Source organism: Cellulosimicrobium sp. G4 BAM 1002 (assembly GCF_057126935.1).
On the sequence record NZ_CP182109.1, the window covers coordinates 1,665,243 to 1,688,146 of the forward strand.

The window sequence follows — 22,904 nt, forward strand, 5'->3', positions numbered from 1 at the left end:
GAACTTCCTCAGTCCGGGGCGAGCGGCCGTCGTCGGCATCGGTCTCAGGGCTTCCACCATAGTGACATCGGCGTCATGATGAGGACCGCCGGGCGGCGTCCGGCGGCCCCGCGCGGCGTGTTTGTGACTGATCCCACAGCCCGCTGGGGAACTCGTGGCCTCACTATGCTGCCCCCATGGCCTCCTCGCCTCCTCCGTCCACCGATCGTCCGTCCGGCCGCGCGACGACGCCGATCCTCGGGTTCCACGCCGTCGTCCCCGCGGGGGGCGCCGGCACACGCCTCTGGCCGCTCTCGCGCGCCGGGTCGCCCAAGTTCCTGCTGGACCTCACCGGCTCGGGACGCTCGCTCCTCCAGGCCACGGTCGACCGGCTGACGCCCCTCGCCGGAGCGGACGGGATCGTGCTCGTCACGGGGGACCGGCACGTCGCGTCGGCGCGCACGCAGCTTCCCGGGCTGCCCGCGGACAACGTCCTCGCGGAGCCCTCGCCCCGTGACTCGATGGCCGCGATCGGGCTCGCCGCCGCGGTCCTCGAGGAGCGGCACGGCGACGTGGTCGTGGGGTCGTTCGCCGCGGACCAGGTGATCCGGGGCCAGGACGCGTTCGAGGCGTCGGTGCGCGAGGCCGTGGAGGCCGCGCGCGCCGGGTACGTCGTGACGATCGGGATCGCGGCGTCGCGGCCGTCCACCGCGTTCGGCTACGTGCACAGCGGCGATCCCCTGGGCGTCGAGGGGGCGCCGAGCGCGCAGCACGTGCGCGGCTTCACGGAGAAGCCGGACGCGGCCACCGCGCAGCGCTACCTCGCCTCGGGGGAGTACCGGTGGAACGCGGGCATGTTCATCGTGCGGTCGTCGGTGCTGCTCGGGCACCTGGCCGACCAGCGTCCGGAGCTGCACGACGGCCTGCGGACCGTGGCCGCGGCCTGGGACGGTCCCGACCGGGAGCGCGTGCTGCGCGAGACCTGGCCCGCCCTGGAGAAGATCGCGATCGACCACGCGGTGGCCGAGCCGGTCGCGGCGGTCGGCGGGGTCGCCGTCGTGCCCGGCACGTTCGGCTGGGACGACGTCGGCGACTTCAACTCCCTCGCCGCGCTGCTGCCGTCCGTGGACGGCGCCGGGTCGAAGGTGCTGGGCGACACGGGGAAGGTCGTGCGCAAGGAGAGCGCGGGGTCGGTCGTGGTGCCCGCGAGCGACCGGGTCGTCACCGTCCTCGGCCTGGACGACGTCGTCGTGGTCGACACCCCCGACGCGCTCCTCGTGACGACGCGCGCCCGGGCACAGCAGGTCAAGGCGATGGTGGACACGGTGCGCGAGCTCGGGCTGGACGAGCTGCTGTGAGCGCCGACGTGACCCTCGCCGCGCGGATCGCCGCGGCCGCCGCACGGCACGCGGACGAGCTCGTCGCCGTCCGTCGTGACATCCACGCGCACCCGGAGGTCTCGCGCGCGGAGACGCGCACGACGGCGCTCCTCGCCGAGCGGCTCCGCGCCGCGGGCCTCGAGCCCCGGCTCCTGCCCGGCACGGGGCTCGTGTGCGACGTCGGTCCGGAGCCGGGCGACGTCCTGCCCGGTGGCGACGACGGCGAGGTCGTCGTGGCTCCCGGCCGCGTCGCCCTGCGGGCCGACATCGACGCCCTGCCGCTGCAGGACCGGTGCGCCCTGCCGTGGGCCTCGACCGTGCCGGGCGTCGCTCACGCGTGCGGGCACGACGTGCACACGGCCGTGGTGCTGGGTGCCGGGCTCGTCCTGGCGGACCTCCACGCGCAGGGCGGCCTGCGCCGCGGCGTCCGCCTGGTCCTCCAGCCCGCCGAGGAGGTCCAGCCGGGCGGGTCCCTCGACGTGCTCGCGGCCGGCGGGCTCGACGGCGTGGACGAGATCTACGCGGTGCACTGCGACCCGAAGGTCGACGTCGGGCAGATCGGCACGCGCATCGGACCCATCACCTCGGCCTCCGACGAGGTGTCGGTGACGATCGCGTCGCCGGGCGGCCACACGTCGCGCCCGCACCTGACGGGGGACGTCGTGTACGCGCTGGGCCAGGTCATCACGCAGGTGCCCGCCGTCCTCGGCCGGCGCCTCGACCCGCGCTCAGGGGTCAACCTCACGTGGGGCGCGGTGCACGCGGGCTCGGCGCACAACGCCATCCCGAGCACCGGCACCGTGCGAGGCACGCTCCGCTGCCTCGACGTGCGCGCGTGGGAGTTCGCGGGCCAGGTGCTGCACGACGCCGTCGAGCAGGTGGTCGCGCCGTACGAGGTCGAGGTGACCGTGCACCACAAGCGCGGCGTCCCCCCGGTCGAGAACGACGAGCGCTGCACCGGCGTGCTCGAGGCCGCCGCGCGCGACGTGCTGGGCCCGGACTCGGTCCTGCTCACCGAGCAGTCTCTCGGTGGCGAGGACTTCGCGTGGTACCTGACGAAGGTGCCGGGCGCGATGGCGCGGCTCGGGACGCGCACGCCGGGCGGTCGCAGCTACGACATCCACCAGGGCGACCTGCAGGTCGACGAGCGCGCGATCGACGCCGGGGTGCGGCTGCTCGCGCGCGTCGCCGCGGGCATCGGGTGAAGCGGTCCCGACCCGTGGACAGGGGTGTGTCACGCCTCAGACGCAAAGTGACGCTTGCATAACGAAGCAGGCGCGTTACCGGCAAGTAACGTGCGGGACCCCTGAGGCTGATTAGTGTTCGGTCGTATAGAGGCCGACGGACCGGTCCTCCCGTGCAACGGCGCTCGGGAGGGCCCAGGGGTCCTTCCCTGCGCGGCCCTGCTACGAGAACGACAGGAGCTATCAGGTGAAGAGAGCGACTCAGGTCACCGCGCTCGCGGCGGTCGCCGCGCTGGCGCTGGCCGCGTGCGGCGCCGCACCGGAGGACGACGAGACGACCGGCGGCGGCGAGGACACGGCCGGGGGCAACTCCGACTTCTCCGCGTGCATGGTCTCCGACGCGGGCGGGTTCGACGACCAGTCCTTCAACCAGGCCGGGTTCGAGGGCCTGGAGCAGGCGAAGGACGAGCTCGGGATCGAGGCCGTCGAGGTCGAGTCGTCCGCCGACACGGACTACGCGCCGAACATCGACAACCTCGTCCAGCAGGGCTGCAACCTCGTCATCGGTGTCGGCTTCCTCCTCGAGGACCCGATCCAGGCGGCGGCCGAGGCGAACCCGGACACGAACTTCGCGCTGATCGACTCGTCGTTCTCGGACGCGGAGTTCGCGCCGGTCGAGCTCGACAACGCCAAGCCGATCCTCTTCAACACGGCCGAGGCCGCGTTCCTCGCGGGATACCTCGCCGCGGGCATGAGCGAGACGGGCACGGTCGCCACGTTCGGCGGCATCCAGATCCCGTCCGTCGCGATCTTCATGGACGGGTTCGTCGACGGCGTCGCGAAGTACAACGAGGACAACGGCACCGCCGTGAAGACCCTCGGCTGGGACAAGGAGGCCCAGACGGGCTCCTTCACCGGTGACTTCGAGAACCAGGCGAACGGCCAGAACCTCGCCCAGGGCTTCATCGACCAGGGCGCGGACATCATCATGCCCGTGGCCGGGCCGGTCGGCCTCGGTGCGGCGGCTGCCGCGCAGAGCGCCGGGGCGAAGATCATCTGGGTCGACTCGGACGGCTTCCTCACGACCGAGTACGGCGACATCATCATCACCTCCGTCATGAAGCAGATCGGCCCGGCCGTCTTCGACACGGTGAGCGAGTCGGTCGACGGCAACTTCACGAACGAGCCCTACGTGGGCACGCTCGAGAACGAGGGCGTTGGCCTCGCCCCGTTCCACGACTTCGAGGACGCGGTGCCGGCCGAGCTGCAGGACCAGCTCGCCCAGTACCAGGAGCAGATCATCGCCGGGGACCTGGTCGTGGAGTCGACGAACACCCCGTGACGACCCGATGAGACCGTCGGTCGCGGTGCCGGAGCGCCCGCGGCCGACGGGACGGTGGCCCGGGCGAGCCTGCCCGGGCCACCGTCGTCATGATGCGACGACACGACGGAAGTGCGGTTCGATGGAGTTCCCTGTTCTCAGAGAGGCCGGCCGGTGAAGCTGGAGCTGCGCGGGATCACGAAGGTGTTCGGGTCCCTGGTCGCCAACGACCACATCGACCTGGTCGTCGAGCCAGGTGAGATCCACGCCCTGCTCGGCGAGAACGGCGCCGGCAAGAGCACGCTCATGAACGTGCTCTACGGGCTGTACGACCCGGACGACGGAGAGATCCTCGTCGACGGCGCCCCGGTGCACTTCACGGGCCCGGGCGACGCGATGGCGGCCGGCATCGGCATGGTGCACCAGCACTTCATGCTCGTGCCGGTGTTCACCGTCGCCGAGAACGTCGCCCTGGGTCACGAGCCCGTCAAGGGCGCAGGGCTGATCGACGCGCGTCGTGCGCGGCGGCTGGTCCAGGAGATCTCGGACCGGTTCGGGTTCGAGGTCGACCCGGACGCCATGGTCGAGGACGTCCCCGTGGGCGTGCAGCAGCGCGTGGAGATCATCAAGGCGCTCTCGCGCGACGCGCGCGTGCTCATCCTCGACGAGCCCACCGCGGTCCTCACCCCGCAGGAGACCGACGAGCTCATCACGATCATGCGCCAGCTGAAGGCTGCCGGGACGTCGATCGTCTTCATCACCCACAAGCTGCGCGAGGTGCGTGCCGTCGCGGACCGCATCACCGTCATCCGCCGTGGCAAGGTCGTCGGCACGGCCGACCCCACCACGAGCGAGAAGGAGCTCGCGTCCCTCATGGTGGGTCGGTCCGTGACCCTCGGGGTCGACAAGGCGCCCGCCGAGCCGGGGGACGCCACGTTCCGCGTGGACGACCTCACGGTCATGGACGACGTCGGCACGGCGGTCGTCGACCGGGTGAGCCTCGAGGTCGCGCGGGGCGAGATCCTCGTCGTGGCGGGTGTGCAGGGCAACGGCCAGACGGAGCTCACGGAGACGATCGTCGGGCTGCGCAAGCCGGTCGCCGGTTCGATCACGCTCGACGGCAAGGAGCTCGTCGGGCGCGGCGTGTCCGACGTCCTCGCCGCGGGCGTGGGGTATGTGCCCGAGGACCGGAGCACCGATGGGATCGTCGGCACGTTCTCCGTCGAGGAGAACCTCGTCCTCGACCTCTTCGACGGCGCGCCGTACTCGCGTGCGGGGTCGCTCGACAAGCGGGCCATCCGCGAGAACGCGGAGCAGCGTGTGGTCGAGTTCGACGTCCGCACCCAGACCGTGGAGGTCCCCGCCGGGACGCTCTCAGGTGGCAACCAGCAGAAGGTCGTCCTGGCCCGCGAGATGTCGCGCCCGTTGCGGCTGCTCATCGCGTCGCAGCCGACGCGCGGGCTGGACGTCGGCTCGATCGAGTTCGTCCACGGCCGCGTCGTCGCGGAGCGCGACAAGGGGACCCCCGTGATCATCGTGTCGACCGAGCTCGACGAGGTGCTCGCGCTCGCCGATCGCATCGCGGTGATGTACCGAGGGCGCGTCGTCGGTGTCGTCCCGGGCGACACCGACCGCGACGTCCTCGGTCTGATGATGGCCGGGGTGCCGCTCGAGGAGGCGGTCGTCCAGGCCGCGGAGCACCACACGACGCTCGGCGGCGCCGACCTCGTGGCCGAGGACGCGCCGTCGGACACCGCTGTGCACGGCACGGCCGACGCGGACGCCCGCGAGGAGGAGATCCAGTGACCCAGGCAACGCCGGACAACGCGGCGGCGCTCCCGCCGACGCCCGCACCCCCGAGCGACCCGGAGACCCCCAAGGCACCCGCCGGGCAGGGCGTCCTGCGCGAGATGCTCGAGAGCAGCTGGCTCGTGTCGCTGCTCGCGATCGTCGCCGCGCTGGTCCTCGGGGGCGTCCTCATCGCGGCGGCGGACCCCGAGGTCCAGGAGGCCGCTACCTACCTCTTCGCGCGTCCCTCGGACTTCTTCGAGGCCGTCTGGGACGCCGTGTTCGGTGCATACAGCGCGCTCTTCCAGGGCGCCGTCATCAACTTCTCCGCGCCCGACCTCCAGCGGGCGCTGCGCCCGCTGACCGAGACGATGACCGTCTCGACGCCGCTCATCCTCGCAGGCCTCGGTCTCGGCATCGGCTTCCGCGCCGGCCTGTTCAACATCGGCGCGCAGGGCCAGATCATCCTGGGCGGCATCTTCGCCGGCTTCATCGGCTTCACGTTCGCGCTCCCGCCGGGCCTGCACCTCGTGCTCGCCGTGCTCGGCGCCGCGCTCGGTGGCGCGATCTGGGCGAGCATCGCCGGCGTGCTCAAGGCGCGGACCGGGGCGCACGAGGTGATCGTCACCATCATGCTCAACAACATCGCGATCTACCTGGTCGCGTACCTGCTCACGACCCCGGCGTTCCAGCGTCCGGGGAGCAGCAACCCGATCAGCCCGCCGATCCCCGGCTCCGCGACGTTCCCGCTCCTGCTCGGAGAGGGCTTCCGGCTCCACCTCGGCTTCGTGCTCGCGCTGCTCGTCGCGGTCGGGGTCTGGTGGCTCATGGAGCGCTCGACGCTGGGCTTCCGCTTCCGCGCGGTCGGCGAGAACCCGAACGCCGCGCGCACGGCGGGCATCTCCGTCGCATGGGTGACGGTGTGGGTCATGGCGATCGCCGGTGCGCTCGCGGGTCTCGGGGGCGCTGCACAGGTGCTCGGCACCGAGAAGGTGCTCACCGCGGGCGTCGCCGCGAGCTTCGGCTTCGACGCGATCACGGTCGCCCTGCTCGGCCGGTCGCGACCGCTCGGCACGGTCCTCGCCGGCCTGCTCTTCGGTGCGCTGCGCGCCGGCGGGTTCGCCATGCAGGCCCGTACCGGCACACCGATCGACATCGTGCTCGTGGTGCAGTCGCTCATCGTGCTGTTCATCGCCGCACCGCCGCTCGTCCGCGCGATCTTCCGGCTCCCGACGCCAGGCGGCCCGACCCGGGCCGAACGGCACGCCGCGCGCCGTCGGACGCGCGCGACGTCCTCGACCACCCCGACGACGCAGGAGGCCGGCGCATGAGCACCGCGACCACCCCGGCCCCCGCCGCACCGGCGGCAGCACGGCCCGCCACGGCCAAGCCGCTGCCCCCGATCAGCTGGCGAGCACCGATCGCGTACACCGTCATCGGCCTGCTGTCGCTGGTCTTCTTCGCCCTGCTGCCCGACGGCGGGAAGCAGACGACGTTCCGCCTGTCGACCGAGAGCGACTTCTTCCAGATCGCACCGGTGACCGTCAGCTCGACCGGGGCGGCGCTCGTCCTGTCGATCCTCGCCCTCCTGCTCGCCGGGCTGTCCTTCTGGGCGGCGCGCGACCGGCGCAAGGTCGGGATCTGGCTGCCGATCGTGTTCGGCGTGCTCGTGGTCTTCGCGTTCCTGTCCTGGGCCGGTGCCGGGAAGGCAGCGATCCCGCTCACCGGGCTCCTGCAGGGTTCCCTGTTCCTCGCGGTGCCGCTCGTCTTCGGTGCGCTCTCCGGCGTCCTGTGCGAGCGCGTCGGCATCATCAACATCGCGATCGAGGGGCAGCTCCTCGCGGGCGCGTTCCTCGCGGCGGTCGTCGCGTCGCTCACGTCGAGCGCGTACGCCGGGCTCATCGCCGCGCCGATCGCGGGTGCGCTGGTCGGCGTGCTGCTCGTGATCTTCTCGGTCAAGTACTGGGTGAACCAGATCATCGTCGGCGTCGTGCTCAACGTGCTCGTCGTCGGCGTCACGAGCTACCTGTACTCGACGGTGCTCACCGAGGACCCGGGGACGTGGAACACGCGCACGCCGCTGCCCGTCCTGGAGATCCCGGTGCTGTCCCAGATCCCCGTGATCGGGCCGGTGCTGTTCCGTCAGACCCTGCTCGTGTACCTCATGTACGTCGTCGTGATCCTCCTGCAGATCTTCCTCTTCCGGAGCCGGTGGGGCCTGCGCCTGCGGGCCGTGGGCGAGCACCCCAAGGCGGCCGACACGGTCGGCATCAAGGTCAACGCGACGCGCGTGCGCAACACGATCCTCGGCGGTGCCGTCGCCGGCCTGGGCGGTGCGTTCTTCACGGTCGCCGCGGGACTCGCGTTCGGCAAGGAGATGACGGGCGGCAAGGGGTTCATCGCCCTCGCGGCGATGATCCTCGGGCGCTGGAACCCGGTCGGGGCGCTCGTCGCGGCGCTCCTGTTCGGGTTCTCCGACAACCTCCAGACGGTGCTCGGCATCGTCGGGACGCCCATCCCGAGCCAGATCATGCTCATGACGCCCTACGTCGTGACGATCTTCGCCGTCGCCGGCCTCGTCGGGCGCGTGCGCCCGCCGGCCGCCGAGGGCATCCCGTACATCAAGTGAGGACGACGGTGACCACGACATGACACCTGCCGGCACGATCGACTGGGAGGCCCTGCGCGACGCGGCGCGCGAGATCATGGCCCGCGCGTACGCGCCGTACTCGGGCTTCCCGGTCGGCGCGGCGGCCCTCGTCGACGACGGCCGCGTCGTCGTCGGGTGCAACGTCGAGAACGCCGCGTACGGCGTGACGCTGTGCGCCGAGTGCTCGCTCGTGAGCTCGCTCGTCGGGACGGGCGGCGGGCGCCTCGTGGCGTTCGCGTGCGTGGACAAGCACGGCGCGACGCTCATGCCGTGCGGCCGGTGCCGACAGCTCCTGTGGGAGCACGGGGGGCCCGACCTGCTGGTCGACACGGTGCGTGGTATCAAGACGATGAGGGACGTGCTGCCCGACGCCTTCGGGCCCGAGGATCTGGAGGAGCGCTCGTGACCAGCGACGACGTGGCCCCGCAGGACGGCGGGACCGAGGAGCAGGAGAGCGCGACGGCCGTGGCCGACGTGACCGCGCGACCGGACGGCACCGCGCCCGGTGCCGAGGAGGGCCCGGCGCCCGAGCCGTTCGACGCCGTCGACGTCATCCGCACCAAGCGTGACGGGCAGCGGTTCGACGCCGCGCAGATCGACTGGGTCATCGACGCGTACACGCGTGGTGTCGTCGCGGAGGAGCAGATGGCCGCCCTCGCGATGGCGATCTACCTCAACGGCATGGACCGCACGGAGATCGGGCGCTGGACGCAGGCGATGATCGCGTCGGGCGAGCGCATGGACTTCTCGGGCCTGACCCGCCCCACCGCCGACAAGCACTCGACGGGCGGCGTGGGGGACAAGATCACGCTCCCGCTGGCCCCGCTCGTCGCGGCGTTCGGCGTGGCCGTGCCGCAGCTCTCGGGCCGTGGCCTCGGGCACACGGGCGGCACGCTGGACAAGCTCGAGTCCATCCCCGGCTGGCGTGCGGCACTGACGAACGCGCAGATGATGAACGCGCTCGAGCACGTGGGTGCGGTCATCTGCCAGGCGGGTTCCGGGCTCGCTCCCGCGGACCGCCTGCTGTACGCGCTGCGCGACGTCACGGGCACGGTCGAGTCGATCCCGCTCATCGCGAGCTCGATCATGAGCAAGAAGATCGCGGAGGGCACGGGGGCGCTCGTCCTCGACGTCAAGGTCGGGTCGGGCGCGTTCATGAAGGACCTCGACTCGGCGCGCGAGCTCGCGCGGACCATGGTCGACCTGGGCACCGACGCGGGGGTGCGCACGGTCGCGCTCCTCACCGACATGTCCACGCCGCTCGGCCTGACGGCCGGCAACGCGCTCGAGGTCCGGGAGTCGGTCGAGGTCATGAAGGGCGCCGGCCCGCAGGACGTCGTCGACCTCACCGTGGCGCTCGCCCTCGAGATGCTCGCGGGCGCCGGACGCCCGCAGGACGAGGACGACGTCCGGCACGCGCTCGTCGGCGGCCGGGCCTTGGACAAGTGGCGCGCCATGATCGCCGAGCAGGGCGGCGACGCTCGCGCACCCCTGCCGGTGGCGCGCGAGCGCGAGCACGTCGTCGCCGACCGTGACGGGGTCCTCACGCACCTCGACGCCTACGCGGTCGGTGTCGCGGCGTGGCGCCTCGGCGCGGGCCGGGCGCGCAAGGAGGACCCGGTGCAGGCGGGTGCGGGCGTCGAGCTGTTCGCGAAGCCGGGGGACCCCGTCCGCAAGGGCCAGCACCTCATGACGCTGCACACCGACACCCCGGAGCGCTTCGAGCGCGCCGTGGAGGCGCTCGACGGCGCGTGGGGGATCGCGGCGCCCGGCACCGCGGTCGAGCGGCACCCCGTCGTCCTGGACCGCGTCGACTGACCGTGGGAGCCGAGGAGCAGGAAGCGGTCGAGACGCCGGACGAGCGGCGCCCCCGCTCCGTCTACGGCGTGGGGACGGAGCCGGACGCACGGTTCAGCCTCGCGAACGAGCGCACCGCGCTCGCCTGGGTCCGCACGGGCGTCGGGCTCGTCGCCGGCGGGGTGGCGCTGACGTCGTTCTCGACGTTCGCGGACCTTCCCGGCCTGGTCGACCTCGTCGCGGCCGTCGCGTGCCTCGTGGGCGGCGGGGCCGCCGTGTACGCGCTCGTGTCGTGGCGACGCAACGAGCGTGCGCTGCGCCTGCGGCAACCGCTCCCGGCCCCGGGCGGGCTGCCGGTGATCGTCTCGAGCGTGGTCCTGCTCGCGGTCCTCATCGCCGCGTACGCGGCGGCGGCGGGCCTCGGCGAGGCGGCAGTGCTGCCGTGAGCGCCCCCGAGCGCGACGAGGGCCTGCAACCCGAACGGACCGCGCTCGCGTGGCAGCGCACGGTGCTCGGCGTCGTCGTCGGCGCGTTGCTCCTGGGGGCGGCCGGGCTGCGCAGCGGGCACGCACTCGTGGTCTGGGCTGCCGTCGCGATCGCCGTCCTCGCGCTCGTCCCGGCGGTGCTGCGCCAGCCGACGGGCGGGCTCCCCGGGCACGGACGGCTGTACTCGTGGTCGTTCCTCGTGCGGGTCGTCGGTCTCGTCCTCGTCCTGGCGGCGGTCGGGACCGCGTGGGCGCTGAGCCGCGCGCTGGGCGCGCGGTGAGCCGTCTCCCTGCGCCGGCCGGGCTGCGGCTCACGAGCCTCGCCCGGCTCGTCCCGCCCGCACCGCTGCCACCGCTGCCTCCCGCCGGTCCCTACCTGGTCGACGACGCGCTCGTGCACGCGCTCGACCTCGCCCGCCGCGCCGGGCACCCCGCGGCGGTCGTGGCGTGGCTCGCTGCCGCGCTCGAGGTGCTCGACGACCGCGCCCGGAGTGCCGTCGTCGACCCGCTCGAGCGCGTCGCGGTGCGTGCTGGCGGGGCGACAGGACCGGGCGTGCGGCCGCTGCGGATCGGCGGCGCCGTCGCGCGCCAGACGGACGGGACGACGTGCGGCTCCGCCGTGCTCGCGCTCCTCGCCGCGGCGGGCGACCCGGTGCTCGCGCTGTGGCTGACCACGGGGCGCAGGCCCGGGGACGGGGCGCTCGAACGCCGAGGCCCACCGGGGCCAGGGCCCGGTGACGCATCCGGTGCGTCGGCACGCTTCCGGTCGCTCCAGCAGACGGTCAAGCGGTGGACCAACCGCGGTGCGCTGGGACCGCTGCCCTGGCCGTCCGCGCTCGGGACGCCGCCCTGGGGCGCGGCGCGCGTCGCGCGGTACGCCGACGTGCGGTTCGCGCACCGGATGGTCGACGCGGACACCTCGCCCGGCGCGCGCGTCCTCGGGGCGGCGCTCGACGCCGCGGCGCGCGGCGTGCCGGTCCCGCTCTTCACCGGGGGCGACCTGGGCCTCGGTGTCGCGACCGCCGTGCCCCGCCACGTCGTGCTCCTCACCTCCGCCGACCCGGCTCCCGAGACAGGGGCGGCGGCCGGCGCCGACCCCGCGCCCGGCGCGAGGCGGTGCTGGGTCTACGAGCCGTCGTCGGGCACGGTGCACCGCCTCGACGCGAACGACCTCCTGGACGGGTCGGCGCACGGCGCCGTGCGCCGTGCGCTCGGTGGCTGGCCGCACGTGTGCTGGGCGCTCCTGCCCGCCCGCCGGGCTGGCGAGGTGCACCGCCCGGCGGGAGGATGGACGGACCCGCGGACGCGGGGTGAGCACGCAGGGGGATCCGTCGAGGGACGCTGAGAGGAGTCGCGATGAGCACCGTGCCCGGGGACGACGCGTGGCGGGACGCAGGCCTGGTCGACCAGGGTGAGGACGTGGTGAGCCTCGTCGAGGAGGTCGAGAGCGACGACGACGGCGTCGAGGACGCGGAGCACGAGACCGACGAGTACACGCCGCGGACACCGCGTCCCGACCTGGACGGCGAGGCGAACGAGGCCGACGTCGTCGAGCAGGCGTCCGCCGTCCCGGGGGACGAGGACGACTACGCCTGAGCCCTCCGGGGTGCGAGCCCCGCTCGGCGCGAGCGAGCGCGGACCGGCCGGTACCGTGAGCGCATGACCACCGAGAACGCCCCGCTGACGGTCGACGTCATCCGCTCCCTGCCCAAGGTCGTCCTGCACGACCACCTCGACGGCGGGCTGCGGCCCGCGACGATCCTCGAGCTCGCCGCCGACGTCGGGCACCAGCTGCCCGCCACGGACGCCGAGGCGCTCGGCGCATGGTTCGCCGAGTCCGCGGACTCGGGTTCGCTCGTGCGCTACCTCGAGACGTTCGACCACACGATCGCCGTCATGCAGACCCGCGAGGCGCTCACCCGCGTGGCGCGCGAGGCCGTGCTCGACCTCGCGCGCGACGGCGTCGTCTACGCCGAGCAGCGCTGGGCGCCCGAGCAGCACCTGCAGCGCGGCCTGACGCTCCAGGAGACCGTCGACGCCGTACAGTCCGGCATCGAGCAGGGCGTCGCCGAGGCGGCCGCCGAAGGACGGACCATCCGCGTCGGTCAGCTCGTCACCGCCATGCGGCACGCCGACCGGTGGCAGGAGATCGCCGAGCTCGCCGTCGCGAACCGGGCGAACGGCGTCGTCGGCTTCGACATCGCCGGCGCCGAGGACGGCTTCCCGCCCTCGCGGCACGCCGAGATCTGGCGCTACCTCGCCGAGCAGAACTTCCCCGTGACGATCCACGCGGGCGAGGCCGCCGGACCGGAGTCGATCGCCGAAGCCGTGCACCTCGGCCAGGCGAGCCGGATCGGGCACGGCGTGCGGCTCGTCGAGGACATCGCCTTCGACCCGGAGCACCCCCACAGCGTCGAGGGCGAGGCCGGCACCGCTGCGCTCGGGCAGCTCGCGCACTGGGTCCGCGACCACCAGATCACGCTCGAGCTGTGCCCGTCGTCCAACGTCCAGACCGGGGCGGCGACGTCGATCGCCGCGCACCCGATCACGCGGCTCAAGGAGCTCGACTTCGCCGTCACGCTCAACACCGACAACCGCCTCATGTCGCGCACGACCATGACGCAGGAGATGGCCCTGCTCGTCGAGCACGCCGGCTGGACCATCGACGACCTCGCCGACGTGACGATGACTGCCGCGTGGAGCGCGTTCGTGCACCACGACGAGCGTCGCGCGCTGGTCGACGACGTGATCCTGCCGGGCTACCAGGAGGTCCAGGGCGCGCTGCTCTGAGCAGACCTGCCGTCCCGCCCGGGTTGCCGAGCACGACTGTGGTGCCGTTATCGCGTCGATAACGGCACCACAGTCGTGCTCGGCGGGGGTCAGACGCCCTTGGGGTGCCAGACCGTCTTGGTCTCCGTGAACGCGAGGATGCGCTGGGGACGCGGGGACTCGGTCCAGTCCGGCTCGGTGTCGTCGCCGCGGCGTCCGACGGCGGGGCGCAGGACGCGCTTGACCGAGTCCGCGGCGGCGGCCTCGAGCTCTCCCCAGCTGACACCTGCGACGCCGTCGGCGCCCACGGCGCCGGCGAGGTCGATCGCGTTGACGTCGAGGTGCGACGCGAGCGGGGGAGCGAGCTCCTTCGTGAAGCCCGTGAGGATGTTGACGACGCCGCCCGGCACGTCCGAGGTTGCGAGCACCTCGGAGAGGGTGACCGCGGGGATCGGGCGTCGCTCGCTCGCGACGACGATCACGGCGTTGCCCGTGACGAGGGGCGGGACGATCGTCGACACGAGGCCCAGGAGCGACGAGCGCTGGGGGGCGAGGACCACGACGACGCCCGTCGGCTCGGGTGACGACATGTTGAAGTACGGGCCGGCGACGGGGTTGGCGGACCCGGCGACCTGCGCGACCTTGTCGGTCCACCCGGCGTACCAGACCCAGCGGTCGATCGCCTCGGAGACGGCGAGCTCGGCCTGGCGGGCCGTGAGCCCCTCGCCCGCCATGACCTCGGCGACGAACTGGTCGCGACGCCCCTCGAGCATCTCCGCGACGCGGTAGAGGACCTGGCCGCGGTTGTACGCGGTCGCGCCGGCCCACTTCGGCTGCGCGGCACGCGCCGCGACGACGGCCTCGCGCGCGTCCTTGCGCGAGCCCTGCGCGACGTTGGCGAGGAAGCGGCCCTTGCTGTCCGTCACCTCGTAGGTGCGGCCCGACTCGCTGCGCGGGAACTTCCCGCCGACGTAGAGCTTGTACGTCTTGCGGACGCCCAGGCGCTCCGGGGCAGGCGCGGTGCGGGCCGCCGTCGTGCGTGCGGCGCTCGTGCTGCGGGCCATCAGTAGGTGCTCCCCTCGATCAGGTAGGGCGCCAGGCCGTGCCGGCCGCCCTCGCGTCCGTAGCCCGACTCCTTGTACCCGCCGAACGGGCTGGTCGGGTCGAACCGGTTGAAGGTGTTGGACCACACCACGCCTGCGCGCAGCTGGTCGGCCATCCAGAGGATGCGCGACCCCTTCTCCGTCCAGATCCCCGCCGACAGGCCGTAGGGGATGTTGTTCGCCTTGGCGACGGCCTCGGCGGGCGTGCGGAACGTGAGGACGCTCAGCACCGGGCCGAAGATCTCCTCGCGCGCGATGCGGTGCGCGGCGGAGACGCCCGTGAACAGCGTCGGGGCGAACCAGTACCCCGAGGACGGCAGCTCGCAGTCCGGGCTCCACCGGGTCGCGCCCTCGGCGGAGCCGGCCTCGGTCAGCTCGGTGATGCGTGCGAGCTGCTGGGGCGAGTTGATCGCGCCCACGTCGGTGTTCTTGTCCATCGGGTCGCCGACGCGCAGCGTCCCGAGGCGGGACTTGAGCCGGTCGACGAGCTCCTCGGCGATCGTCTCCTGCACGAGGAGGCGCGAGCCGGCGCAGCACACCTGGCCCTGGTTGAAGAAGATGCCGTTGACGATGCCCTCGATCGCCTGGTCGATCGGCGCGTCGTCGAACACGATGTTCGCGGCCTTGCCGCCGAGCTCGAGCGTCGCGTGCTTGCGCGTGCCCGCGATCTCCCGCGCGATGCGCTTGCCCACCGCGGTCGAGCCGGTGAACGCGACCTTGTCGACGCCCGGGTGCCCGACGAGCGCCGCGCCCGTGGCGCCGGCACCGGTCACGATGTTCACGACGCCGGGGGGCAGCTCGGCCTGGCGCAGCAGGTCCGCGAAGAGCAGCGCGGTGAGCGGCGTCGTCTCGGCGGGCTTGAGCACGACCGTGTTGCCCGTCGCGAGGGCTGGCGCGATCTTCCACGCGAGCATGAGCAGCGGGAAGTTCCAGGGGATGACCTGGGCCGCGACGCCGTGCGGGCGGGGATCGGGACCGTAGCCGGCGTGCTCGAGCTTGTCCGCCCAGCCGGCGTAGTAGAAGAAGTGCGCGGCCGCCGTCGGGACGTCGACGTCGCGCGACTCGCGGATCGGCTTGCCGTTGTCGAGCGTCTCGAGCACCGCGAACTCGCGCGAGCGCTCGGCGAGCAGGCGCGCGATGCGGAACAAGTACTTGGCGCGCTCGCGGCCCGGCATGGGCCCCCAGACCTTCTCCTGCGCGCGGCGTGCGGCGCGCACGGCACGGTCGACGTCCTCCTCGGTCGCCTCGGCGACCTCGGCGAGGACCTCCTCCGTGGCCGGGTTGACGGTCTTGAACGAGCCGTCGTCGGACGCGGGCGTGAACTCGCCGTCGATGAACAGGCCGTACGACGACGCGATGTCGACGACCGCACGCGACTCGGGTGCGGGTGCGTACTCGAACGGCGAGCCGGCCGTGATTGCTGACGTGGTCATGATGCTGGTGTCCTCTGTCCCGCTCAGTCGACGGTCACGTAGTCGGGGCCCCAGTAGGCACCCGTGGCGAGCTTGTTGCGCTGCATGAGCACGTCGTTGAGCAGCGACGAGGCGCCGAACCGGAACCAGTCCGGGTCGAGCCAGTCGCCGCCCGCGGTCTCGTTGACCGCGACGAGGTACTTGATGGCGTCCTTCGACGTGCGGATGCCGCCCGCGGGCTTGACCCCGATCGGGACGCCGGTGAGGGCGCGGAAGTCGCGCACGGCCTCGAGCATGACGATCGTGACCGGCAGCGTCGCGGCGGGGGAGACCTTGCCGGTGCTCGTCTTGATGAAGTCGGCGCCGGCGAGCATCGCGAGCCACGACGCGCGGCGCACGTTGTCGTACGTCGCGAGCTCGCCCGTCTCGAGGATGACCTTGAGGTGCGCGTGGTGCCCGTTCGCGCGGCACTCCTCGCGCACGGCGACGATGTCCTCGTAGACCTGGGAGTAGCGCCCCGAGAGGAACGCCCCACGGTCGATGACCATGTCGATCTCGTCCGCGCCCGCCTCGACGGCCTCGCGCGTGTCCGCGAGGCGCACGGCGCGGCTCGCGCGACCCGAGGGGAACGCCGTCGAGACCGCGGCGACCTTCACGCCGGTCCCGGCGAGCGCCTCGACGGCGACGGGGACGAGGTCGTTGTAGACGCACACCGCCGCGGCGGACGGGCAGGTCGGGTCCGCCGGCTCGGGTCGCACCGCTTTCGCGGCGAGCGCCCGCACCTTGCCCGGGGTGTCCGCGCCCTCGAGCGTCGTGAGGTCGACCATGCGGATGATCGTGTCGAGCGCCCACGCCTTCGACGTCGTCTTGATCGAGCGCGTGCCGAGTGCTGCAGCGCGGCCGTCGGCACCCACCTTGTCCACGCCCGGCAGGCCGTGCAGGTAGCGCCGCCAGGCGGTGTCGTCGAGGAGGGCGGAGCCCGTCACGGACCGCGCGATGTCGGCGATCTCGGCAGCGTGACGGTCGACCGATCCCGGGGTCGCCGGGACCGTGGCCGAGCCCGCCGGGCCGGTCTCGGTGACCGCCGTCGGTGTCGTTGTGCTCATCGCACCAGGTTACCCGTCAGTACGGTGCGCGGCGGGGCGTCGCTGACTGCTACAGACCCAGCGCGCGCTGCATGTCTGCCTTGACGCGGTCGAGGCGGACGCGGGCGGCGGCCCGTGCGGCCGTGAGGTCGTCGTGGGACGCGTCGGGAGCGACGGACAGCACGACCTCGAGGTAGCACTTGACCTTGGGCTCGGTCCCGCTCGGGCGCACGATCACGCGCGTCCCGTCGGCGGTGAGGATCCGGACGCCGTCGGTGGGCGGCAGCCCGTCGAGTCCCGCGGACAGGTCCGCGACGTCGGACACGCCCGACCCCGCGAGCGTGCGCGGGGGAGCCGAGCGCAGGTGCGTCATCGTCGCGCCGATGCGGTCGAGGTCGGTGAACCGCGCGGAGAGCTGGTCGCTCACGTGCAGCCCATGGGCGCGCGCGAGGTCGTCGAGCGCGTCGACGAGCGTGCGCCCCTGGGCCTTGAGCCGGTTCGCGAGCTGCGCGACGAGCAGCGCGGCGCTGATGCCGTCCTTGTCGCGCACGTGCTCCGGGTCGACGCAGTAGCCGAGCGCCTCCTCGTACCCGAACACGAGCCCGTCGACGCGCGAGATCCACTTGAAGCCCGTGAGCGTCGTGGCGAAGCCCAGGCCGTGCGCGGCGGCGATGCGGCTCAGCAGGCGCGACGACACGACCGAGCATGCCAGCACCCCGCCGGGCGCCGCGGACGAGGCGGCCCGTCGGGCGACGTCCTCGCCCAGCAGCGCGCCCACCTCGTCGCCGTGCAGCATGCGCCAGCCGTTCGACCGGGCCGTCTCGGCGCCCTGGTACGTCCCGACGCGCGGGTCGAACACCGCGACGGCGCACCGGTCGGCGTCGGGGTCGTTGGCGAGCACCACGTCGGCGCTCGCGTCCTGCGCGACGGCGAGCGCGAGGTCCATCGCGCCCGGCTCCTCGGGGTTGGGGAACGCGACGGACGGGAAGTCCGGGTTCGGGTCGAGCTGCTCCTCGACGGGGATCACGGTCGTGAAGCCCGCGTCCCGCAGGACGTGCGCGACGGTCTCCCCGCCCACGCCGTGCAGCGCGGTGGTGACCACCTTGAGGCGGCGCGGTGCACCGTCGGACAGCGCGAGGACGGACCGGACGTATGCGTCGACGACGTCGCGACCCAGGACGGTCCAGCCGTTCTGGGCGCGCGGCACCGACCGTGCCGGCCCGACGGCGTCGATCGCCGCGGCGATGCGTGCGTCGTAGGGCGGGACGATCTGGGCGCCCTGACCCGAGTCGGTCACGACGCGGCCGCCGAGGTAGACCTTGTAGCCGTTGTCCGCCGGGGGGTTGTGGCTCGCGGTGACCATGACACCCGCGTCGGCGCCGAGGCGACGCACCGCGAACGCGAGCACCGGCGTCGGGAGCGCCGACGGCAGCACGAGGACCTCGACGCCGGCCGCCGTGAGCACCGCCGCGCTGTCCACCGCGAACGTCCGCGAGCGGTGCCGCGCGTCGAACCCGACGACGACGCGGGGGCGTGCGCCGCCGCCCGCACCTGCCGGGCCGAGGGTGTCGAGCAGGTATGCGCCCAGTCCCGCCGCCGCGCGGATGACGACGGCCCGGTTCATGCGGTGCGGCCCCGCGGCCATCCGCCCACGAAGCCCCGCGGTGCCGAACTCGAGCGGCCCGGAGAACCGGTCCAGCAGCTCGGCGGACGCGGCCACGCGCACGTCGTGCTTGCGCGGGTCGGGAGAGTCCGCCAGGTCGAGCAGGTGCCGCAGCTCCGCCTGGTCGGACGGGTCGACGTCGTCGTCGATCCACGCCGCGACCCGCTCGAGGAAGGCCGAACGGTCGATGCCGGGGTCGAAGGCCGGGTCGTCGGCGGCGTCGGTGCGGTACCCCGCGGTGCGGTCGCTCATGTCACACCAGCTTCGCGATCTCGGCCAGGAGGGAGCTGATCCGGGGCCCCGCGGCCTGGCCGGCCTCGATGACCTCGGCGTGGGAGAGCGGCGTCGGGCTGATCCCCGCCGCGAGGTTCGTCACGAGCGACAGCCCGAGCACCTCGAGCCCGCAGTGCCGCGCGGCGATGGCCTCGAGCGTCGTCGACATGCCGACGAGGTTCGCCCCGAGGATCCCGGCCATGCGGACCTCGGCCGGCGTCTCGTAGTGCGGGCCGGGGAACTGCGCGTAGACGCCCTCGTCGAGCGTCGGGTCGACGCGGCGCGCGAGCTCGCGCAGCCGCGGCGAGTAGACGTCGGTCAGGTCGACGAACGTCGGGCCCTCCAGCGGGCTGCGCCCGGTGAGGTTGAGGTGGTCGGACAGCAGCACGGGCGTCCCCGCCGCCCAGCTGAGGTTCAGCCCGCCGCAGCCGTTGGTGAGGATCACGGTCTCCGCGCCCGTCGCGGCAGCGGTGCGCACGCCGTGCACGACGGCGCGCACCCCCTTGCCCTCGTAGAGGTGGGTGCGGGACCCGAGAACGAGCGCGTGGCGCACCGACCCGTCCGCACGCTCGACGCGGATCGAGCGCGTCACCGACAGGTGGCCGGCGACCGACGGCGCCGAGAAGCCTGGGATCTCGTGCGTCGGGACCTCGGCCACGACGTCGCCCAGCAGCTCGGCCGCACCGCCCCACCCCGAGCCCAGGACGAGGGCCATGTCGTGACCGTCGATGCCGGTGGCCTGCGCGATGTGGTCGGCGGCCGCCCGGGCCACGAGGAACGGGTCGGTCGCGGGATCGTCGAGCGTGGGTGTGCTCACGGGCGTCGTCGTCATGGTCGCAAGGCTAGTCCGTCGTCCAGGACGCGACCCGGTGAGGGCGCCGGGCGGCACGCGCCGGCCTGACACAATGACCCCCGTGACGAACGAGAGCACCGACCCCCTGACCACCCGGACCGCACCCCGGATCGTGATCGTGGGAGGTGGCCCCGGCGGGTACGAGGCCGCTCTCGTGGCCCGCCGGCTCGGCGGCGACGTCACCGTGGTGGAGCGTCAGGGGCTCGGCGGTGCCGCGGTGCTCACCGACGTCGTCCCCTCCAAGACCCTCATCGCGACCGCCGACTGGATGACGATCGCCGAACGCGCGGCCGACCTCGGCATCCGCCTCCCCGTCGACACCGCGAAGGCGCAGCACCCCGCGATGCGACGGCACATCGTCGACCTCGAGGCCGTCAACACCCGCGTCATGGCGCTCGCGGCCGCGCAGTCCGCCGACATCCACGCGCGCCTCGAGCGCGAGGGCGTGCGCGTCGTCATCGGCGAGGGGCGGCTCGACGGGCCGGGGCGCGTGGTCGTCGACGACGGCGACGAGCCGCTCGGGTTCGACGCCGACGTGATCCTCCTCGCGCTCGGCGCCACGCCTCGCGTGCTCCCGACGGCGCAGCCCGACGGCGAGCGCATCCTCACCTGGACGCAGCTCTACAGCCTGACCGAGCTGCCGGAGCGCCTCATCGTCGTCGGGTCCGGCGTCACGGGGGCCGAGTTCGCGGGCGCCTACAACGCGCTCGGGTCGGACGTGGTGCTCGTGTCGAGCCGCGACCGCGTCCTGCCCGGCGAGGACGCCGACGCCGCCGAGCTCCTGGAGGGCGTCTTCCGCTCGCGCGGCATGACGGTCATGTCCCGGTCGCGCGCCGAGTCGGCCGAGCGCACGGAGGACGGCGTGCGCGTGACGCTCGCCGACGGGCGCGTCGTCGACGGCTCGCACGTCCTCATCGCGGTGGGCGCGATCCCCTCGACGCAGGGCATCGGGCTCGAGGAGGCCGGGGTCCGGCTCACGCCGAGCGGGCATGTCGAGGTCGACAAGGTGTCGCGCACGTCGGTGCGCGGCATCTACGCCGCCGGCGACTGCACGGGCGTCCTGCCCCTCGCGTCCGTCGCCGCGATGCAGGGACGCGTCGCCATGTCGCACGCCCTCGGCGACGCCGTCGCGCCCATCAAGCTCCGCACCGTCGCCGCGAACATCTTCACCGCGCCCGAGATCGCGACCGTCGGGTACAGCGAGGAACAGCTCAAGGCGCAGAACAGCAAGTACGTCACCACGACGCTCCCTCTCGCCCGCAACCCGCGCGCCAAGATGCTCGGCATGCGTGACGGGTTCGTCAAGCTCTTCGCGCACCCCGAGGCGAGCGTCGTCCTGGGCGGGGTCGTCGTCGCGCCCCGCGCGAGCGAGCTGATCTTCCCCATCACGCTCGCCGTCTCGCACCGCCTCACGGTCGACGACGTCGCGTCCGCCTTCACGGTCTACCCGTCGCTGTCCGGGTCCATCGCCGAGGTCGCGCGCATGCTGCACCACCGCGAGGACTGAGCGCGCTCGCCGCGGCGCCCGTTCCTCAGCCGAGCGACGCCGCGAGCCGCCGGGCGCACGCGTCCGGCGGCTCGGAGCCGGTCACGAACGTGCGGTGCGCCAGGGCTCGCGTCCCCGGGTCGTCGAACCACTCGGCCAGGAAGTCGTGGCCCGACGAGATCCAGTCCGTCCCCTTCGACGCGAGCGCCCGGGCGCGCAGCGTGGCCAGCGCATCGTCGCGGTCCGCCGAGGGCAGGACGAGGACGACGTGCGGAACCCGCGCGAGCGCCGAGCGGACCTGGGCATGGCAGGCCGGGTCGGTGAACGACGCGTGCCCGGCGCCGAGAGCGAGCACCGCGCCCGGGTGCTCACGCGCCGCGCGCTCCACCGCGTGGGCGCGCGCCGGTTCCCACTCCCGCTCGGCCGGGACACGACCCACCACGCCGACCCGTTCCACGAGCCGGTCGACGCTCCACCCGACCTCCTCGTAGTAGCTCCCGGCGACCTCGTCGAGGTCCACGAACGGCCGCGCGGTCAGGTCCGCGACGAGCGCTCCCAGCGTCGACTTCCCGGCAGCCGCGGGGCCGAGCAGCACCAGGGCCGGGGCCGCGCCAGCGGCCGTGTCCGACCGGGGCACGTCAGAGCGCGCCCTCGAGTCGCAGTGCCCCGCCGGCGTATGCCAGGTCGGTGATCTGCAGGCCCGGGAAGGTCTGCGCGAGCACCGCGCCGAGGAGGGCCTGGAGGTCGATCGCGACGCGGGCGTCAGGCAGGACGCGCACAGCCTCCGGCGGGAGGCCCTTGCCACGCAGCGCGCTCTGCAGGGGCGCCTCGACGAAGCCGAGAAGCTTGTGCGCGGGCAGGCCCGCGGCGTTGGCCTCGACGGCGAGGACGGCCGTGCCCGCGACGACAGACTCCACGCGCAAGGTCGCGCGCACGACCGGCACCAGTCGCGCGGCGAGCCGCAGGGCCGACGGCGGGTCGGGCACCTCGCGCAGGTCGACGACGACGCGCACGTCGTCGCCCTCCCCGGTCACCGAGCGCACGTACGGCGGCAGCCCGCCCGTCGCGCGGGCGATCTCCACGGCCTCGGTCACGGTCAGCTCGATGCGCATCCGCCGACCCTAACCCGCCGAGGTAGAACCCCGGTCGCGCGAGGTAGAACCGTGGTTGCGCGAGGTAGAACCGTGGTCGTGTCGGACGGCGCGTGGTCGCCCTGGGTGTCGGGGTGGGTGGGGGCGCCGCGTCTTCCATCCGCCGCTCGTTCCTCGCGGCTCCCGCCAGGCCCGACCACGACGCGGCGCCCCCACCCACCCCTCCGGCGTCGTCTCGCCCAGGTCGGTGCTCACCCGGGCGACCGCCCGGGCGTTCGGCGAGCATGTCTTTGCGGCTCATCCTGGTCGTCTGACGGGCCATGACGGTATGCTCGACCGGCCGGAACCGCATGGTCGCCACGGCCACGGCCACGGCCACGGCCACGGCCACGGCCACGGCCACGGCCACGGCCACGAGCCGCCTCGCGCTGCCCCGGGCCAGCGGTCGCCGTCGCCAGACCACGGTTCTACTTCGGCAGACCGGGGTTCTCCTTCGGTGGGGCCCACGGCCGGACATCCGCTTGGGTGAGGTGATGGTGGAGCGGGTGGGGCGGCGTCGGATGCGAAGGGCGTCAAGGCCGCGCTC

The 22,904-nt window shown here is 73.4% G+C and carries 21 protein-coding genes; 14 read left to right on the forward strand and 7 right to left on the reverse strand.

Features of this window, described 5'->3' with window-relative positions; translation table 11 throughout:
- The first annotated feature begins 176 nt into the window (after nt 1-176).
- The 13 genes from ACMXGY_RS07485 to ACMXGY_RS07545 all read left to right on the forward strand — a co-directional run bounded on the left by ACMXGY_RS07485 (nt 177) and on the right by ACMXGY_RS07545 (nt 13,373).
- The gene (locus tag ACMXGY_RS07485) at nt 177-1,337 is read left to right on the forward strand and encodes a mannose-1-phosphate guanylyltransferase (RefSeq protein ID WP_483776224.1); all 1,161 of its coding nucleotides are present in this window, start codon (nt 177-179) and stop codon (nt 1,335-1,337) included.
- Nucleotides 1,334-2,563 carry an amidohydrolase gene (locus tag ACMXGY_RS07490; protein WP_483776225.1) on the forward strand — a complete coding sequence of 410 codons (1,230 nt, stop codon included), beginning with the start codon at nt 1,334-1,336 and terminating at the stop codon, nt 2,561-2,563. The genes ACMXGY_RS07485 and ACMXGY_RS07490 overlap by 4 nt, the downstream gene beginning before the upstream one ends.
- A gap of 226 nt (nt 2,564-2,789) precedes the next feature.
- Complete coding sequence (locus ACMXGY_RS07495) at nt 2,790-3,884, forward strand: BMP family lipoprotein (protein ID WP_483776226.1); 1,095 nt, start codon at nt 2,790-2,792, stop codon at nt 3,882-3,884.
- A 153-nt stretch (nt 3,885-4,037) separates the two neighbouring features.
- The gene (locus ACMXGY_RS07500; protein ID WP_483776227.1) at nt 4,038-5,669 is read left to right on the forward strand and encodes an ABC transporter ATP-binding protein; all 1,632 of its coding nucleotides are present in this window, start codon (nt 4,038-4,040) and stop codon (nt 5,667-5,669) included.
- Complete coding sequence (locus ACMXGY_RS07505) at nt 5,666-6,982, forward strand: ABC transporter permease (RefSeq protein ID WP_483776228.1); 1,317 nt, start codon at nt 5,666-5,668, stop codon at nt 6,980-6,982. Before ACMXGY_RS07500 ends, ACMXGY_RS07505 begins: the two co-directional genes overlap by 4 nt.
- Nucleotides 6,979-8,280, forward strand: a complete 1,302-nt coding sequence (locus ACMXGY_RS07510) for an ABC transporter permease (RefSeq protein WP_483776229.1) — start codon at nt 6,979-6,981, stop codon at nt 8,278-8,280. The genes ACMXGY_RS07505 and ACMXGY_RS07510 overlap by 4 nt, the downstream gene beginning before the upstream one ends.
- A gap of 19 nt (nt 8,281-8,299) precedes the next feature.
- Nucleotides 8,300-8,707 (forward strand): cytidine deaminase, encoded by a 408-nt coding sequence (locus ACMXGY_RS07515; protein WP_483776230.1) that lies wholly within the window; start codon nt 8,300-8,302, stop codon nt 8,705-8,707.
- Between the two features lie 68 nt (nt 8,708-8,775).
- A complete protein-coding gene (locus tag ACMXGY_RS07520) occupies nt 8,776-10,119 on the forward strand; it encodes a thymidine phosphorylase (RefSeq protein ID WP_483776813.1) in 1,344 nt (447 codons plus the stop codon).
- A 2-nt stretch (nt 10,120-10,121) separates the two neighbouring features.
- Nucleotides 10,122-10,544 (forward strand): YidH family protein, encoded by a 423-nt coding sequence (locus ACMXGY_RS07525; RefSeq protein ID WP_483776231.1) that lies wholly within the window; start codon nt 10,122-10,124, stop codon nt 10,542-10,544.
- Nucleotides 10,541-10,864, forward strand: coding sequence for a DUF202 domain-containing protein (locus tag ACMXGY_RS07530; protein ID WP_483776232.1), 324 nt, complete (start codon nt 10,541-10,543; stop codon nt 10,862-10,864). Before ACMXGY_RS07525 ends, ACMXGY_RS07530 begins: the two co-directional genes overlap by 4 nt.
- Nucleotides 10,861-11,928: a hypothetical protein gene (locus ACMXGY_RS07535; protein ID WP_483776233.1), complete on the forward strand. Its 1,068-nt coding sequence runs from the start codon at nt 10,861-10,863 to the stop codon at nt 11,926-11,928. The genes ACMXGY_RS07530 and ACMXGY_RS07535 overlap by 4 nt, the downstream gene beginning before the upstream one ends.
- An 11-nt stretch (nt 11,929-11,939) precedes the next feature.
- Nucleotides 11,940-12,179 (forward strand): hypothetical protein, encoded by a 240-nt coding sequence (locus ACMXGY_RS07540; RefSeq protein WP_483776234.1) that lies wholly within the window; start codon nt 11,940-11,942, stop codon nt 12,177-12,179.
- A gap of 63 nt (nt 12,180-12,242) precedes the next feature.
- Nucleotides 12,243-13,373, forward strand: a complete 1,131-nt coding sequence (locus tag ACMXGY_RS07545) for an adenosine deaminase (RefSeq protein WP_483776235.1) — start codon at nt 12,243-12,245, stop codon at nt 13,371-13,373.
- 89 nt (nt 13,374-13,462) lie between these two features.
- Here ACMXGY_RS07545 and ACMXGY_RS07550 read toward each other — a convergent pair whose 3' ends face one another.
- Genes ACMXGY_RS07550 through ACMXGY_RS07570 form a run of 5 tightly spaced genes read right to left on the reverse strand, consistent with a single transcriptional unit; the run spans nt 13,463 to nt 19,720 of the window.
- Complete coding sequence (locus tag ACMXGY_RS07550; RefSeq protein ID WP_483776236.1) at nt 13,463-14,416, reverse strand: aldehyde dehydrogenase family protein; 954 nt, start codon at nt 14,414-14,416, stop codon at nt 13,463-13,465.
- Complete coding sequence (locus ACMXGY_RS07555; RefSeq protein WP_483776237.1) at nt 14,416-15,888, reverse strand: aldehyde dehydrogenase family protein; 1,473 nt, start codon at nt 15,886-15,888, stop codon at nt 14,416-14,418. The genes ACMXGY_RS07550 and ACMXGY_RS07555 overlap by 1 nt, the downstream gene beginning before the upstream one ends.
- Nucleotides 15,889-15,911: 23 nt before the next feature.
- Nucleotides 15,912-16,973 (reverse strand): deoxyribose-phosphate aldolase, encoded by a 1,062-nt coding sequence (deoC, locus tag ACMXGY_RS07560; RefSeq protein WP_483776238.1) that lies wholly within the window; start codon nt 16,971-16,973, stop codon nt 15,912-15,914.
- A 49-nt stretch (nt 16,974-17,022) separates the two neighbouring features.
- The gene (locus ACMXGY_RS07565) at nt 17,023-18,867 is read right to left on the reverse strand and encodes a phospho-sugar mutase (protein WP_483776239.1); all 1,845 of its coding nucleotides are present in this window, start codon (nt 18,865-18,867) and stop codon (nt 17,023-17,025) included.
- Nucleotide 18,868: 1 nt separating this feature from the next.
- A complete protein-coding gene (locus ACMXGY_RS07570) occupies nt 18,869-19,720 on the reverse strand; it encodes a purine-nucleoside phosphorylase (protein WP_483776240.1) in 852 nt (283 codons plus the stop codon).
- A 73-nt stretch (nt 19,721-19,793) separates the two neighbouring features.
- Here ACMXGY_RS07570 and ACMXGY_RS07575 point away from each other — a divergent pair, with 73 nt between their 5' ends.
- Entirely contained in the window at nt 19,794-21,248 is a 1,455-nt protein-coding gene (locus tag ACMXGY_RS07575) for an NAD(P)H-quinone dehydrogenase (RefSeq protein ID WP_483776241.1), read from the forward strand.
- Between the two features lie 25 nt (nt 21,249-21,273).
- Here the strand turns inward: ACMXGY_RS07575 and ACMXGY_RS07580 are convergent, their stop codons facing one another.
- Entirely contained in the window at nt 21,274-21,864 is a 591-nt protein-coding gene (locus ACMXGY_RS07580; protein WP_483776242.1) for a shikimate kinase, read from the reverse strand.
- A 1-nt stretch (nt 21,865) separates the two neighbouring features.
- A complete protein-coding gene (locus ACMXGY_RS07585; RefSeq protein ID WP_483776243.1) occupies nt 21,866-22,339 on the reverse strand; it encodes a hypothetical protein in 474 nt (157 codons plus the stop codon).
- Between the last annotated feature and the right edge of the window lie 565 nt (nt 22,340-22,904).

Coding starts and splice junctions, on each gene's coding strand:
- ACMXGY_RS07510 (WP_483776229.1), top strand. CDS start 6,979: ATGAGCACCGCGACCACCCCGGCCCCCGCCGCACCGGCGGCAGCACGG.
- ACMXGY_RS07515 (WP_483776230.1), top strand. CDS start 8,300: ATGACACCTGCCGGCACGATCGACTGGGAGGCCCTGCGCGACGCGGCG.
- ACMXGY_RS07565 (WP_483776239.1), bottom strand. CDS start 18,867: ATGAGCGACCGCACCGCGGGGTACCGCACCGACGCCGCCGACGACCCG.
- ACMXGY_RS07550 (WP_483776236.1), bottom strand. CDS start 14,416: ATGGCCCGCAGCACGAGCGCCGCACGCACGACGGCGGCCCGCACCGCG.
- ACMXGY_RS07485 (WP_483776224.1), top strand. CDS start 177: ATGGCCTCCTCGCCTCCTCCGTCCACCGATCGTCCGTCCGGCCGCGCG.
- ACMXGY_RS07545 (WP_483776235.1), top strand. CDS start 12,243: ATGACCACCGAGAACGCCCCGCTGACGGTCGACGTCATCCGCTCCCTG.
- ACMXGY_RS07540 (WP_483776234.1), top strand. CDS start 11,940: ATGAGCACCGTGCCCGGGGACGACGCGTGGCGGGACGCAGGCCTGGTC.
- deoC (WP_483776238.1), bottom strand. CDS start 16,973: ATGAGCACAACGACACCGACGGCGGTCACCGAGACCGGCCCGGCGGGC.
- ACMXGY_RS07585 (WP_483776243.1), bottom strand. CDS start 22,339: ATGCGCATCGAGCTGACCGTGACCGAGGCCGTGGAGATCGCCCGCGCG.
- ACMXGY_RS07555 (WP_483776237.1), bottom strand. CDS start 15,888: ATGACCACGTCAGCAATCACGGCCGGCTCGCCGTTCGAGTACGCACCC.
- ACMXGY_RS07570 (WP_483776240.1), bottom strand. CDS start 19,720: ATGACGACGACGCCCGTGAGCACACCCACGCTCGACGATCCCGCGACC.
- ACMXGY_RS07575 (WP_483776241.1), top strand. CDS start 19,794: ATGACCCCCGTGACGAACGAGAGCACCGACCCCCTGACCACCCGGACC.